The following is a 15,362-nucleotide window of genomic DNA, read 5'->3' as shown; positions in this document are numbered from 1 at the left end:
CTTCAGCCCAATACTGAAAATGCGATCTGGATTGAGAGCAAAGAGCACAGACGGCGATCCTCTTTGACCAAATCTTTTGCCAACTTGCTTTATAAATCCATTTTCTTGCAAGGCGTCGATCACGAGACCAGCCCCGGCGGGCGTGAGGCCAATCTTGCGCGCAATCTCAGTCTTGGACGCTTCCCCGAGCTGGCGTATCACATTGAGTACGACACGCTCATTTGTGTGCCGAAGCTTGATTGAGTTCAGTGATTTACTGTCCATCTGGGGTCCACTCCTCGGAGGTCTAGGGCGTTATGATGTCTTTGACACACCTTGTTTTCGCCGGCGTCCATGTGTGCAAATAGAACATTGTTTGCCACGAGTAGTTAATATAGTCAGTTTATTAAATAAGTTAAAGCGTCATGTTTGAAGCAAGTCTGGGTGTGGGGCCAAGTTGTTCTCTGGCATGACTTTACTGTGTGGGGCGGCATTGAGCGCCTGCCATCTGTTGGGGGCTGCTTTAAGGTTCGACGGAGCCGTCAGGACGAGGCGGACCATTTTGTAATCCGTTGTCGATCTGACGTTTCGGAAACTCGGTTGAAGCAACGGCGCGCTGGATACTTTGGGACACAGCTACAACTGCGCACTTTCGGATTTTTAGGCGCTTGGCTGGGCAATTGGCCCATACCCCAGTCCAAAAGCGGATTGCTGTCTTTCGGACAGCGCTCTGCGCGGGCAACGATGCAAACTGTCGAGGAAACGCGCGGCCGACCCATTTCGGCCTCGCCTTTTTCTTGGCGTGTAACCTGGCGCTGTAAAATGAAATTTTCGTACCCAGCACACGCGGCGCCAATGTTGCCGATGCGTGTCCGGAAATTATTTAATAAAAACGGCGGATTTGGTGCTAGTGTTACGTTGTCATGTGCGAGGTGTGAGTATTTATTCGCATTAAGTTTGCAAATTTATCACAATCATTAGCGGAGATATTAGCTCCGTTACAATTGTTACAATAATTACAGCTAAATTTCATTTGCGCTGCGTAATCGAAAATACTGTGTTCACATTGCTATTGTCTTCATAGCCGCAACGGTAATCACGTTGTTTCTGGGAGGAAAAGCGATGACCAAGCCAGTTCTGGAGATGCGCAATGTCTCCAAGACTTTTGGGAGTGTGAGAGCGCTCACCAATGTCCAGCTGACACTCTATCCCGGTGAAGTCCATGCCCTGATGGGCGAGAACGGCGCGGGTAAGTCGACGCTCATGAAGTCGCTTTCGGGCGCCTATCAGCCTGATCCCGGCGCTGAAATCCTCATTGATGGGGTCCCTGTCCAGATCCGCGATCCGATCTCCTCGCGTAAAGCGGGGGTGTCGATCATCTATCAGGAGCTGGCGCTTTCGCCCAATCTGACTGTGGCTCAGAACATGTATTTGGGCCGCGAGATCAATCGCGGGGGCATTGTTGATCGCGCGTCAATGTCCAAAAGCGTTACGCCGGTGCTAGAGCGCCTAGGTGCCAGCTTCACCGCTGAAACGGTTGTCGGCACCTTGACCATCGCCAATCAGCAACTTGTCGAGATCGCTCGCGCCCTGCATGCGGACTCGCGCATCTTGGTTATGGACGAGCCAACCACAGCGCTATCCTCGCGCGAAACAGACGGTCTGTTCTCCATGATCCGCCAGCTGCGCAGCGACGGTCTGGCCATTGTCTACATCTCGCACCGCATGAATGAAGTCTATGAACTCGCCGACCGTGTGTCCGTGCTTCGAGACGGCACCTATGTCGGTACCTTGGACAAGGAACAAATCAGCCCCGAGGCCATCGTACGCATGATGGTGGGGCGTGAGCTTTCATCCCTTTATACCAAGTCTGATCGTGGCGATAAAACTGGCGCGTCCGTCGTCCTTGACGTGAACAATCTCAGTTCTGGCCCCCTCGTGCGCAATTGTTCCCTGACACTGCGCGCTGGCGAAGTGGTCGGGCTCGCCGGGCTGATTGGTTCTGGGCGTACCGAATTGGCTCAGGCAATTTTTGGTGCGCGGTCGCGCGACGGCGGGTCGATGACCCTCGAAGGCAGGCCTTATCAACCGATCTCTCCGCAACAAGCAATCGACGCTCAGGTTGCCTATCTCACCGAAGATCGACGTGGCGATGGGCTTTTCCTCGACATGTCCTGCCAAGACAATATCAACACTGGCGTGCTGCGTCCGGATGCGCGCTGGGGCACTGTGCTCGATCGCAAGCGGGCGCGGGAACGCGCTATTGAGTCCATTCAGGCGCTGTCCGTCCGCGTGCCGTCTGAACACTTTCCGGTGGGTGGACTGTCTGGCGGGAACCAGCAGAAAATCCTGCTTTCGCGCTGGCTTCAAATCCAGCCCAAGGTGCTCATTCTCGATGAGCCGACACGTGGCGTCGACATCGGCGCCAAGTCCGAGATCTATAAAATAATCGACGCCCTAGCGCAGCGCGGCATCGCGATACTCGTGATTTCCTCCGAGCTTACGGAAGTCATCGGCATTGCCGACCGCATCCTTGTCATGCGTGAGGGTAGCATCTCGGGGGAGGTGGGCGGTGCCACAGGCATTGCCCCGACGCAAGAGAACATCATGGCATTTGCAACTGGCGTCGATCTGCCAGCCGTAGCCTGACTTCGTCTTCAAAACGAACACCTTGGCGCAATCGCATAGTCGATTGCGACCCGGCATTGGGAGGTTTCAATGACCAATATAGTATCAAATCCGGTTGGGCTTGAAGCCGCTGGATCTATCGAAGCCCGCAAACGCAAACTACGGGCCATGATGAGTGCTGCTGGGATGCTTCCAGTGCTGCTCGTGGTGGTAGTGGCGTTCCACTTTTTGTCCGGTGGTCGATTTCTAACCGGTCAGAATATCAGCATCGTCTTGCAGCAGGCCTCCGTCAATACGGTCCTGGCTGCGGGGATGACCTTCGTTATTCTGACAGGCGGTATCGATCTTTCGGTCGGTTCAATCCTCGCCGCAGCGGCCATGGCCGGTCTTATCGCCTCTAACGTGCCTGAGCTCTCCACGCTTTGGATTTTCGTGGCACTGGGCGTCGGTATCGGCTTTGGCGTCCTCAATGGCTTCCTGATTGCGAAGCTCAAGCTCCCCCCGTTCATCGTCACCCTTGGCTCGATGACGGCTGTGCGCGGCCTCGCCCGCCTGATGGGGAATGACACCACCATCTTCAACCCAGCGCTGCCCTATTCCTTTATCGGCAACGGCGCCCTTCCGATCATCCCGGGCGTGTTCTCGCTCCCATGGCTTGCTGTGATCGCGCTTCTAGTCATCGCCGGATCGTGGTTCGTGCTCAAGCGCACTGTGTTCGGCACCCATGTCTACTCGGTCGGTGGCAATGAGGCAGCAGCACGACTGTCCGGCATTAAAGTTCCGCGTGTTTATCTGGCAGTGTACGGCATTTCCGGCCTCTTTGCGGGTCTGGGGGCGGTCATGCTCTCGACGCGGCTCTATGCAGCCAATGGCTTGCAGCTCGGCCAGGCCTACGAACTCGACGCCATCGCTGCGGTTATTCTGGGCGGTACATCCTTTGTCGGCGGCATCGGCTCCATCTGGGGCACGTTGATTGGCGCCCTCATCATCGCTGTGCTGTCCAATGGCCTCGTGCTCATCGGTGTCTCGGACATCTGGCAATACGTCATCAAGGGTCTGGTCATCATTGGCGCCGTGGCGCTGGACCGGATGCGCCAACGCGGTTCGGCACGGACCTGAACCCATCTCAGCTTCCGGGCATGGGTACTGGTCACCATGCCCGGTTCAAAAATTGACCAGGGAGGAGTCCCCACTATGAAAACCCTTTTGATCGCTTCTGCTCTCGCTCTCGCCGTAGCTGCGCCTGCAAGTGCCAAGGATCTGAACAAGATCGGTATCTCGCTCGGCACACTCAGCAATCCCTTCTTCGTCGCGCTGGCCAATGGCGCCACGGCCGAAGCTAAAAAGACCAACCCCAATGTAGAGGTTCTCTCTTTTGGCTATGACTACGACATGGCCAAGCAGTTCAGCCAGATCGACAACTTCATCTCCGCTGGTGTTGACCTAATCCTGCTCAACCCAGCAGACGCGCAGGCCATCGGCCCGGCAATCAAGCGGGCCCAGGAAGCCGGTATTGTCGTGGTTGCTGTTGACACCTTCGCTGAGGGCGCCGACGCTGTTGTCACCACCAACAATGTTCAGGCCGGTGAAATTGCCTGCCAATACATTGTCGACAAGCTCGGTGGCGAAGGCAATGTGATCATTCAGAACGGCCCGCAGGTTTCGGCTGTGATCGACCGCGTTACCGGCTGTGAACAGGCCTTTGCTGCCGCGCCTGGCATTACCGTTCTCTCCAACGATCAAGACGGTAAGGGCTCTCGCGAAGGCGGCCTGAACGTCATGCAGAGCCACCTGACCCGTTTCACGGAAATCGACGCAGTCTTTGCGATCAATGATCCTCAGGCTATCGGGGCGGACTTGGCGGCTAAGCAGCAAAACCGCACAGGCATTGTCATTACCGCTGTCGACGGTGCGCCCGATATCGAAGTCGCGCTCAAGGACCCGAACTCGGTCATGATCGAAGCCTCGGCCTCGCAAAACCCCTACAAGATGGCCGCGCGCGCCGTGCAGCTTGGCACCGCAATTCTCAACGGTGAAAAGTCCGGCGCGGTCGAGCTGATGGATTCCGAGCTCGTGACACGCGACAACATTGGCGACTACGTCGGTTGGGCTGCAGTACCAGCAGAATGATCGTTACGGCGATCCAAATAAACTAATCGGGAACACATGACCTCCATAGTTCCGGTTAGTTGAGCGCGACGGCGCCCCCCTCTGAAATCGTGTCGCCAGCCTGGCCCTAATCCATGGCGACTTGATTTAGCCGTCGCGCTCTCTACCCTGCATATTCAGACGGAGGAGACCATGCTCGCTTTGAGATCATCTCTGCAGCGCCTGTCTTGGCAGCGGAACCGCTCACGCCTTGCCAGTTGTTTCGTTCTGAGTTTGCCGCTGGTGCTCGCCGCACCCACGATCGCGCAGGAAGCCCAGCACACTGGGATAAAAGTCGCCCTGGTCATTGCGGATCTGACCAACCCATATTTCTCATTCATCTCCCAGCAGGTTGAAGCGGCCGTAATCGAACGCGATAGCGACGCTGAGATTATGGTGATGTCGAGTGGCTATGATTTGTCGCGGCAGACCGCGCAGATCGAGAAAGTGGCCACAGATGGCTACGATATTCTGGTCCTCAATGCCGTCGACACTCACGAAGTTGCCGCCTCGATTGAGAAGGCCAAGGCGGCAGGCGTGGTTGTGGTGGCGCTTGATGTGACCGCCGATGGGGCACAGATCACCGTCACTTCAGACAATTACACCGCTGGCGTGACAGCGTGCGAATATCTTGCCGAAAGACTTGGTGGGAAAGGGGATGTCGTCATTCTCAATGGCCCGCCGGTCTCTGCGGTCATCGATCGCGTCTCCGGATGCAGTGCGGCCCTCGCGCAATATACGGGCATCAAAATCCTCTCCGACGCGGGCGATTCAGGTGGCAGCGTGCTGGGAGGGCTCACCTATATGTCGTCCCTGCTCACGACATTGCCGCACATTGATGCTGTGTTTTCAATGAATGATCCGACTGCCCTTGGCGCCGATGAAGCTGCACGGCAGGCGGGACGGAGCGAGTTCTTCATCGTGTCCATTGATGCGTCTCCAGCTGTCGTCGGTGCTATGGGCCAGGCTGACAGTCGGCTGGTTGCCAGCGTCTATCAGGACCCAAAAGCTATGGCCAATCAGGCTGTGCAAATGGCTTTCGACCTGCGTGATGGCAAGGCTGTCTCGTCTGATCCTATTCTCATGCCCGTAAGGCTGGTGACGCGCGATACGCTAGATGGCTTCGTGCCTTGGGAGGACTAGATCATGACACCTCCAACTGACATCGAGCCTATTCATGTCGCGGTGGTCGAAGACGACGCTGAAATTGCCGCGGTACTCGTCGATATGCTTGGCGACGAAGGCTACATTGCCCATAGGTGCGGGAGCCTGGCGGAGCTCGAACAAACTGTCGAGCAGCACGCCATTTCGCTGATCTTGCTGGATCTGAAGTTGCCGGACGGCGACGGGCTCTCGATAGCACCCAGAATTCGTGCAAACCACGGAATTCCCATCATAATTCTCTCTGGAAAAGGGTCTGAGATCGACCGTGTGGTCGGGCTTGAGATCGGTGCCGATGACTACATCGTCAAGCCCTTCAGCGTGCGCGAGGTGGCCGCGCGCATTCGCGCAGTGTTGCGTCGGGCCAGTCCAAAAACCCATGCGACGCAGCCCCAGCCCAATCGCGGTTATGGTTTTGTTGGGTGGATGCTGGATCTAGAGCGTCGGCGGCTGACAAATCCCCACGGCCTCGATATTTCGCTGACCGTAGCGGAGTTTGATCTGCTGGCCGCGCTTCTGAGTGCCCAAGGCCGCGTCTTGTCCCGCGATCAGCTGTTGGATTTGACCCGTCGTGAAAACGACAGTGTCATTGATCGCACGATCGACGTGCTGATCTTGAGGTTGCGGCGAAAGATTGAAATTACGCCAGGGCAACCGCAGTTGATCCTGACCGAACGTGCTGTGGGTTATATGTTCGGCGTCAACGTCGAAAAAATCGGTAGTTTCTGACCGAGGTCAGGGCGAGATGTTGCTGCACGCACACTTGAGATTTTGGCCACTACGGTGATGCACAGCCCCACCTAGGCAATGGTGCAAATCTTGCCGGTATTTAGGCAGATGACGGTGCTATGAACGCTATCGAAACGGCCTAATGTACACCGGAGCCGGTTTGCGTTGTGCGCGATGCCCGCAGCCAAGTATTCCAAAATCGGTAAGACGATGAGGCGGGCACGTCGCTATGAAGCGCCACTCGACGCGCAGCGATATTGTGCCGCACTACGTCAAATATTGCGTAATGGATCTAAAAATAGATAAGTGCGGCAAAATAGCCACATTGAGATTTTGTGCGCCGATAACAAGTTGAAAAAACACCTCTTTTGGAGTTAGGGAGTGCCATATCGTGGTATATCAGCACGCGTTGTGGCTGGCATTGCCCCATGATACACACACGCCCAGATTCGTGACGGAAGTCGCGTAGGTCGTTGATTATTACTGCTAATTCCCCATTTCAGGTTTGGACGTGTCCATATTTACCAAAGCTCCCTCGGCAGGCTCCTGGCTTGCTACGGCCGCCTCAATTTTATTGGTCACCTCCGGGCTCATGGCGCCCGCGCACGGCGCAGCCTATGCGACGGGCGGGTCGAGCCCATATCGCAACACAGTGCTATGGCTAACTTGGGGTGGTGGTACAAACGGCACGCATGCGCGGGATATTTCCCAGCTCTCGCCAAGTACCCAAACGGGCAATGGTCCAGCGACACACGCGGTAATTGCTGGCATGGATACCAGCTCTGCGCGACTGCAGATCGCAGATGACATTGATCTAAGTTACAGCTGCGAGATATCCAATATCTCGGTTACGGCCATCAACGGGGCCGAAGGGGGCATTACCAATCGCCTCCGCAGCTACAAACCGGGTGATTACAACGGCGACAGCCTCGACGATATGTACAATATCGGCGGGACACATAGGCTGAACCAGCTCGTCTCAGGCATTAGTTATCGCGGTGGCGAGGCATCGTTCACGGTGACTTGCAGCGCGACCCTGAACGGCCAGCCCTATAACATCCCCGGTCTGGTGGTCGCCGACGCGGAATCGATTAACAATTCCGGCGAGTTCATTGAAGGGACGGCCGAAGGTACGTGGAACGTTGTGGACGTTCGTAAAAACCTCGGCGCTGGTCCTTACACTGTCACGAAGTCCAATGGCGGCAGAACCATCCGCTTGGGCAACGGCAATGACAACAATACGGCCGCCGTTTCATTCCTGAAACTAACCACGCCCGCTAGTACTGTCAGCATGAACTTCAGACTCCGTGGTGGCGGGCTTCAGGCCATCGCTATCGGGGTACTTTCACCTCACGCTGACTTTTCCGACGCGCCAGCCAGCTATGGCGCAGCGATGCACGTCGTGCCGGAACTTCGTTTTAAGAGCGATAACATAGCCGTTGGCGCGGGCGTCAATATCAATACCGCGGGCTACGCCGTCGGCGGGCTGGAACCGCCACTGACCAATCTGCTCGGAGCCATCGGTCCTGACGCTGAAAGTAAAATGATGCCAAGCGCCGATGCGCGTGGTGACGACATTTTCCCAGCGAATAACCAGCTCGAAGAGAACGCTTGGCCGGCAAACAGCACGATTTCCATTCTGGACCGTGGCAATGCCTTCCGGAAAGAAATTGCTTGTATCGGAACTGGCAATGTCGCTGGTTGGATCGATTTCGATCTAAACGGAACGTTTGATGCCGATGAGCGTGCGGCTGCCATTTGTGCTGCGGGCAACGCGTCCCTGCAGTGGTCTGTCCCGACGGACACCGTGGCTGGCGAGTCTTATGTGCGCCTGCGCTATGCGTCCAATGCCGCTGAGATCATTGAGCCAACCGGCCCGGCTGAAGATGGCGAAGTCGAGGATGGTGTCGTCACCATCCTTGGCCCCAAGCTGTCTATCACCAAGACCAATAATGCCATCAATGGCACTTGGAAGGTCAACCAGCCCGACGCCTACTATCGCTTGGTCGTCAAGAATGACGGCCCGGTCGCAACCGGCGCAACCATTACCGTTCAGGACACTCTGCCTGCTGGCATGGTGGCTGGCTGGACCGGCACACGCACCACAAATGGTTGGGCCTGCGCGCTAACGGGCGGTCTGGTTTCCTGTACGACAGATCAGGTTCTCGGCAACGCTGGCAGTGCCACAAGCTCCTCGACCATTGATCTGCCGATCTCGATCCCTGAAACCTTCTCGGGCACTTCGGCGATCAATTACGCCAGTGTTTCTGGTGGTCTTGATCCGTTCAATGGCGGCTTGCCGGTCACGCCTGGCGCCACCTGCACCGACGCAACCCACTGCGCACGCAACACCGTCACAATCGATTGGGATCCATCTCTCACCATCGAGAAGACTGCAAGCTGGCCTGATGCGGATGGCGACGGCAAACTCGCTGTTGGCGAAACCGTGACCTATGCATTCGCCGTCACCAATTCTGGTTCGGTTACCCTGACCAATGTTACGGTGCAGGACAGCTTGGTCGACATCGTGCTGACCGGGTCCCCGATTCCGTCCCTCGCGCCGGGTGAGGTGAATAACACCGCCTACACTGCAACCTATGTTGTGAAGCAGACGGACGTCGATCTGGGCAGTGTGACCAATATTGCAATCGCGTCAGGCCTGCCACCTGCGGGTAGCGGTGTGTTGACGCCGATCCAATCCCCTGAAAGCAAGGTGGTATTGCCACCTGATCAAACCTCGTCTCTGAGCGTTGAGAAGACCGGCACGGTTGTCGATACCGATGGCGATGGCATTATCGAGGTTGGCGAAGAGGTCACATTCACCTTTGCCATCAAAAACGAAGGCGCCACAACCCTCACCAATGTTACGCTCGTCGATCGCGATGTCACCTCCGGCCTTGTGCTGACTGGCACGCCAATACCTGCTCTGGCAGCAGGGGCGACGGACACGACAACATACACAGCGGTCTATACGCTCACTCAGGCCGACATCGACGCTGGCTCCTACACCAATGTTGCTTTCGCAAACGGTGTGCCCCCCAGCGGCTTGCCGCCCATCGAAAGCCCAGACACCACCGAAACCGTCAAGCTTCCGCCAAAGCCAGGCCTAAGCGTCGTTAAGGCCGGTACTTGGGTCGACGTGCCTCCGGGCCAAGCGGATGGCGACGGCGTGTTCGGCGCTGGCGACGTGGTCAATTACACCTTCACCGTGACCAACACGGGCAATGTCACGCTGACCAATATTGAGGTGAGCGATGATCTGGTTGGCGTAGTGCTCTCCGGTGGCCCGATTGCCTCCTTGGCGCCCGGTGCTACCAACACAACAACTTTCACAGCCACCTATACAGTTACACAGGAAGATGCGGACCGCGGTTCTGTCACCAATCTGGCAACGTCCAGCGGGGACCTTCCTCCGTCTGCTGGCGGCAAGATTACCAGCCCGCCTTCTAGCGTTACGGTGCCAACCGATCAGACCGCTGCGATCACACTGACCAAGCGCTTTATCTCGTTCACCGACGTGGATGGATCGGGCACGACCAATGCCGGTGACATCGCCAACTTTGCCTTCGACGTGCGCAACTCCGGCAATGTCACGCTGACCGACGTTGTGGTCGAAGACGAGCTGCCACAGGCGGTTGTTTCGGGCACAATCGCGTCGCTAGCGCCGGGTGTGACCGACAGCACAATCACCGCGTCCTATACGCTGACGCTGGAAGATATGGACGCTGGCGAGATTGTAAACACGGCTATTGCCAAGGGGAATCCGCCCAACTTCCGCCCACCGGTCTCAAGCCCCAAGTCAACGGTAACCGAACCTCTGGCGGCGACGCCGGTGCTCACGATTACCAAAGACGGTAGCTATGCCGATACCAATGGCGATGGGTTCTCCAGCGCTGGCGATACGCTGACCTACACGTTCGTCATTACCAACACTGGCAATGTGACCATGGCTCAGGTGTCTCCTCATGACCCTGGTCCAAAGTTCGACGGGATCAACGGCGGCTCGAAGCTCTCAGCCTTTACCCCGCGACAGGTTACGCTCGCGCCTGGTGCGAGCCAGACCTTCACAGCCACCTATGTTTTGACTGCACAGGATGCAGAAAATGCTGGCGGCAAGCCGGATGCGATCACCAACGAAGCTGCCGCTAAGGGCACGACCCTGACGGGCACGCCTTATGTCAGCGCCAATGTGGTGGACCAACTCTCGATCCAGGGCGCCAAGCCCGGCTCGACAACGCTCACCAAGCAGGCCCTGACCCGTCAGGTTCGTCGTGGTGAACAGGCTTTGTTCCGCATCGCCTTGACCAACAATGGCCCCGGCGTCCTGACTGACGTCATCCTTCGCGATACCGTTCCAGCGGGTTTCCGCTACGTTGAGGGCTCAGCTGCACTGAACGGCGTAGCGGTGGTCCCAAGCGCAACTGGTCGCGTCATTGAAGTCGGCGACATTGATCTCACCGTCGGCTCCACGGCAACGCTCGAACTCAAGCTCTTGGCTTTGGCGACAGCGACACCTGGCACCCATGTCAACATCGTCGACGCAGTGACCCCTGCCGGTGTTCTCGTCGCGACACAGGCACAGGCAAGCTTCGAGCTGCTCGCTGAAGGCATCTTTGACTGCTCCGACATCATCGGTAAGGTCTTCGATGACCGTAACCAAAACGGCTATCAGGATCAGGGCGAAAGTGGCTTGCCCGCGTCTCGTCTCGTCACTGCGCGTGGCGTGATCATCACCACCGACAAGTTCGGCCGTTATTCGGTCCCTTGTGCGGCGATCCCAGATGCAAGCATTGGCTCGAACTTCATCCTCAAGTTGGACGAACGCAGCCTGCCGACTGGCTACGACCTAACGACCGAAAATCCGGAAGTTGCGCGTTTGACCGCCGGTAAGATGGCGGAAATCAACTTCGGCGCATCGCTCGGCCGTGAAGTCCGTCTCGATCTCGATGCCGGTGCTTTCTTCAAGGACAGCATGGACGTGATCCCAGCACTCGCAGATTACCTGCCGGAGCTGATCAAGGTTCTGGAAGAAGAGCGTTCGGTCCTGCGTCTGAGCTACACCGGGTCAGTCAATGACAATCTGGCTGAAGAGCGCACACGCGCCATCGAAGAGCGCATTCTCGAGCTCTGGCACGAAGGCCGCGAGCCCTATGACCTGACTATCGACATTACTCTGGAGTGGAAGAACTGATGCGCCCGACGCTTACAACCTTCGCGCGCATTGCCAGCACAGCTCTGACAATCGCACTGCTCTCGTCCACGGCCTATGCGCAGAGCTATGGCTTCTCGGTCGCTGTTGATGGGGAGCGGATCGCTGGCGATCCGCTCAAAAACACTACCGAACGCAAGACCGACGTGGCGCTGGCTGCAACCGATATCCAAATCCGCTATGCGGGCATGGATATCCGCCCAACGCTGAACGTGTTGCCGACAGCGCTACGCTCAAGTTATCGCGCCAACGAAGCCATCGACTTCAACGTAACCAGCAACTACCCGGCCTTCATTGCCCGGGCAGAGTTGACCATCCGTGATGCTCAGGACGAAGTCATTGCCACTTTGCCTGCTGTGGCTAATGGCACGGTTACTTGGACCATGCCTGCGGACGGCTCGGGTGAGTATTCCTACGTCGCCCGTGTCTATGATGCGCAAGGCCGGTTTGACGAAACCGCGCCCCTGAAATTAGCGCGCACCGAGAACACCGCTCCCTCCGAAGCTGCAGACGATGCGATTTCGGTGGGTTGGGGCGAAGATCGTGCCGCGATCCGCACCATTCCTCTGGCTGGCGGCGCTGTGACCATTTTTGGTCGCGATGCCAAGCCGGGCACGCAGGTCGTGGTCCTGGGCGAAACCGTTCCCGTCGATAACAGCGGTTCGTTCGTTATTGATCGTATCCTGCCTGCCGGGCAGCATGACGTCGACGTGACTATTGCCGATCCGTCCGCGGACACTCTCAAGTTCCGCCGTTCGGTCGCGGTGCCGGACAGCGATTGGTTCTACGTTGCGCTTGCTGACTTGACCCTTGGTGCCCGCTCGCCGAGCGCTCGTCTTGAGCCGGTGACAGGTGGTGAGTTTAGCCAGACATATGCAAAGGGTCAGGCGCAGTTCTATCTCAAAGGCAAGATCAAGGGCGAGTATCTGCTGACCGCGTCGGGCGATACGGGCGAAGGCCCGCTGGAAGACATGTTCCAGGGTGTTTTGTCCAAGGACCCACGTGCCGTCCTCTCGCGTATCGACCCGAATGACTTCTATCCGGTCTATGGCGACGATTCCGAACTGGTGGAAGACGCCCCTACACGCGGCAAGCTCTACGTTCGGCTCGAGCGCGGCAATAGCAATGTCATGTGGGGCACGTTCCGCACGGAAATCGCGAACAGCAGATTCTATAGCGACAATCGCGTGCTGTATGGCGCGTCGGCAACCTATAAGTCTGAGGATGTGACCACTCAGGGTGCGCACAAAACTCAAGTCAATGTGCATGCTGCCTACCCGGGAACACTCTCACAGCGCGACGTGCTGCGTGGGTCGGGTGGCTCGGCTTATTTCATGCACCGTCAAGATTTGTTGCCGGACAGCGAAACGCTGACCGTGGAGCTGCGCGACGGCGTAACCGGCGTTGTGCGGTCTCGCAAGACGCTGGTGAAGGGCACTGACTACCGCATCAATTACATGCAGGGCGTTGTCATTTTGACGACACCTCTTAGCTCCTCGACCAGCGCCTCTGGCGTTGCCTCGTCCATAGCTGATACGCAGTATTTGGTCGTGCAGTATGAGTTTACCCCGGCCGCTTCGTCCGGCGATGACTATGCTTTGGCAGGTGCTGCACAAGCTTGGATCAACGATCACATCTCCATCGGCGCGACGGCTGTGAGTGAAGATGTTGATGGCGAAAAGACCACTCTGCTCGGCGCTAATGCCCGCCTTCAGGCCGATGAAAACAGCTTCATTGAAGCCGAAGTCATGCGCTCTGAGGGCACGGGCAGCAGCTCATGGGTCTCGCTTGATGGTGGTCTGACCTTCGTTGAAGACAGCGTCGCCAAGCGTATTGATCCGGCCTACGCCATTCGTGTCGCGGCCGAGACTGATCTTGAAGGCCTTGGCCTTGATGGTCGTGTGGGCGCCAGCGTTGAAAAGCGTCAGGCCGGATTTGCCGCAACTGGCTCGTCGACCAAGTATGACCAGCTGTTGGTCAGCACATTTGCTGACATCGCCATCACCGAAAGCACGACGGCAAACGCCACTGTCGACATCGCCGATCAGGGTGCGCAGGGCTACACGCGCGCCTATGGCGCTGAAGTTGAACACCAACTCTCGCCAGACCTGACCCTACGCGGCGGTATCAACCATATCGACATTGCGTCCACCAGCCGGAACGGCCGCCGGACGGATCTGGGGCTAGGCATTGCCTATGTTCTCAATGAAGATCTTGAAGTCAGCGCCTATGGCCGCAAGACCGTCGATAAGGTGGGCAATCTCACTGACGCTGATCGCGTCGGCGTCGGCATCGACTATCGCATCAACGACGCCCTCAGCCTTGAAGGCGAAGTGTCCTACGGCTCCACCGGTGTTGGTGGTCTCATTGGTTTGGTGCATCAGCCGACAGCGGATGAACGCAACTACATCGGCTATCGCGTCAACGCCCCCGACAGCGCAAGCTTAGCATCGTCGGCACGCACCGGTCTGGTTGTGGGCACCGAACGCAAGGTCAACGAAATCGTCGCCCTGCATTCGGAAGCCATTTACAACACCTTCGATCGCAACCGCACGCTGACCCAGACCTATGGCGTCACCCTGACGCCAGACGAGTTCTGGACACTGAACGGCGCGTTCGAACGCGGCACGATCTACGATAAGAATGATGAAGATCTGCAGCGCACTGCACTCTCGCTCGGCGCAGGCTATGTGTCGGATGGCCTGACCGGGACGGTGCGTGGTGAAGTGCGCGACGAGAAGTCGACCACTGGAGCGAAAGACGGCCAGTCCTATCTCTTTGGCTCGTCCATGTCTTGGCGTACCGATGATGACTGGCGCCTGATCGGTAGCTTTGATGCTCTGCTCTCGCAGTACAATAACAAGGCCATCTTGGACGGCGACTATGTCGAAGCCAGCATTGGCTATGCCTATCGTCCAGTCGACAACGAACGCTTTAACGCGCTCGCCCGCTATACCTTCCTCTACGACCTTCCCGGCGTACAGCAGGTGACGGCAAACGGCAGTGCCAATGGTCCAGCGCAGCGCAGCCACATCTTCTCCATTGATGGCAATTACGACATCAACGAGTGGCTGACCGTGGGCGCAAAATATGGCGCGCGTATCGGTGAAATCTCCGAAAACCGCGATCCATCGGGCTGGACACGCTCTTCCGCACACTTGGGCATTATTCGCGTTGACGCAGAAGTCGCCAAGGATTGGGATATCTTGCTTGAAGCGCGGGCTATGGCCCTGCCGGAGGCAAAGACGCTCGACCTCGGCGCCTTAGCGGCGGTCTACTATAGCGTTGATGACCATGTGAAGGTCGGCGTCGGCTATAACTTTGCTGGCTTCTCGGACGATCTGCGTGATTTGGAACGCGATCACCAAGGCGTCTTCTTCAACATTATGGCGAAGTACTAAGCCCGCCAATCAAGTCGAACTCAGCTGGGCGGAGCCACACTCCGCCCAGTCAGCACTATAGACGTGCGCGACGGATATGCCCTCTCTATCCGACAGTTCCCTCTCAA

General features: G+C 57.3%; 8 protein-coding genes. All 8 read left to right on the top strand.

Features of this window, described 5'->3' with window-relative positions; genetic code table 11:
* The first annotated feature begins 63 nt into the window (after positions 1-63).
* The 8 genes from JHL21_RS16345 (at position 64) to JHL21_RS16310 (ending at position 15,255) form a co-directional block, all read left to right on the top strand.
* Complete coding sequence (locus tag JHL21_RS16345) at positions 64-243, top strand: hypothetical protein (protein ID WP_200214679.1); 180 nt, start codon at positions 64-66, stop codon at positions 241-243.
* Between the two features lie 858 nt (positions 244-1,101).
* Entirely contained in the window at positions 1,102-2,628 is a 1,527-nt protein-coding gene (locus JHL21_RS16340; protein WP_200214678.1) for a sugar ABC transporter ATP-binding protein, read from the top strand.
* A 69-nt stretch (positions 2,629-2,697) separates the two neighbouring features.
* Positions 2,698-3,726: a ribose ABC transporter permease gene (locus JHL21_RS16335; RefSeq protein WP_200214676.1), complete on the top strand. Its 1,029-nt coding sequence runs from the start codon at positions 2,698-2,700 to the stop codon at positions 3,724-3,726.
* Positions 3,727-3,801: 75 nt separating this feature from the next.
* Positions 3,802-4,737 (top strand): ABC transporter substrate-binding protein, encoded by a 936-nt coding sequence (locus JHL21_RS16330; RefSeq protein WP_200214675.1) that lies wholly within the window; start codon positions 3,802-3,804, stop codon positions 4,735-4,737.
* 171 nt (positions 4,738-4,908) lie between these two features.
* Complete coding sequence (locus JHL21_RS16325) at positions 4,909-5,898, top strand: substrate-binding domain-containing protein (RefSeq protein WP_200214673.1); 990 nt, start codon at positions 4,909-4,911, stop codon at positions 5,896-5,898.
* A gap of 3 nt (positions 5,899-5,901) precedes the next feature.
* On the top strand, positions 5,902-6,645 hold the full coding sequence (locus JHL21_RS16320; RefSeq protein ID WP_200214671.1) for a response regulator transcription factor: 744 nt from the start codon (positions 5,902-5,904) through the stop codon (positions 6,643-6,645).
* Positions 6,646-7,237: 592 nt separating this feature from the next.
* Positions 7,238-11,836 carry a CshA/CshB family fibrillar adhesin-related protein gene (locus JHL21_RS16315; protein ID WP_200214669.1) on the top strand — a complete coding sequence of 1,533 codons (4,599 nt, stop codon included), beginning with the start codon at positions 7,238-7,240 and terminating at the stop codon, positions 11,834-11,836.
* Positions 11,836-15,255: a TonB-dependent receptor gene (locus JHL21_RS16310; RefSeq protein ID WP_200214668.1), complete on the top strand. Its 3,420-nt coding sequence runs from the start codon at positions 11,836-11,838 to the stop codon at positions 15,253-15,255. Before JHL21_RS16315 ends, JHL21_RS16310 begins: the two co-directional genes overlap by 1 nt.
* Positions 15,256-15,362: the final 107 nt, after the last annotated feature.

The organism is Devosia sp. WQ 349K1 (assembly GCF_016595685.1).
Lineage (GTDB): Bacteria > Pseudomonadota > Alphaproteobacteria > Rhizobiales > Devosiaceae > Devosia.
This window is presented reverse-complemented; position numbering and strand designations above follow the sequence as displayed.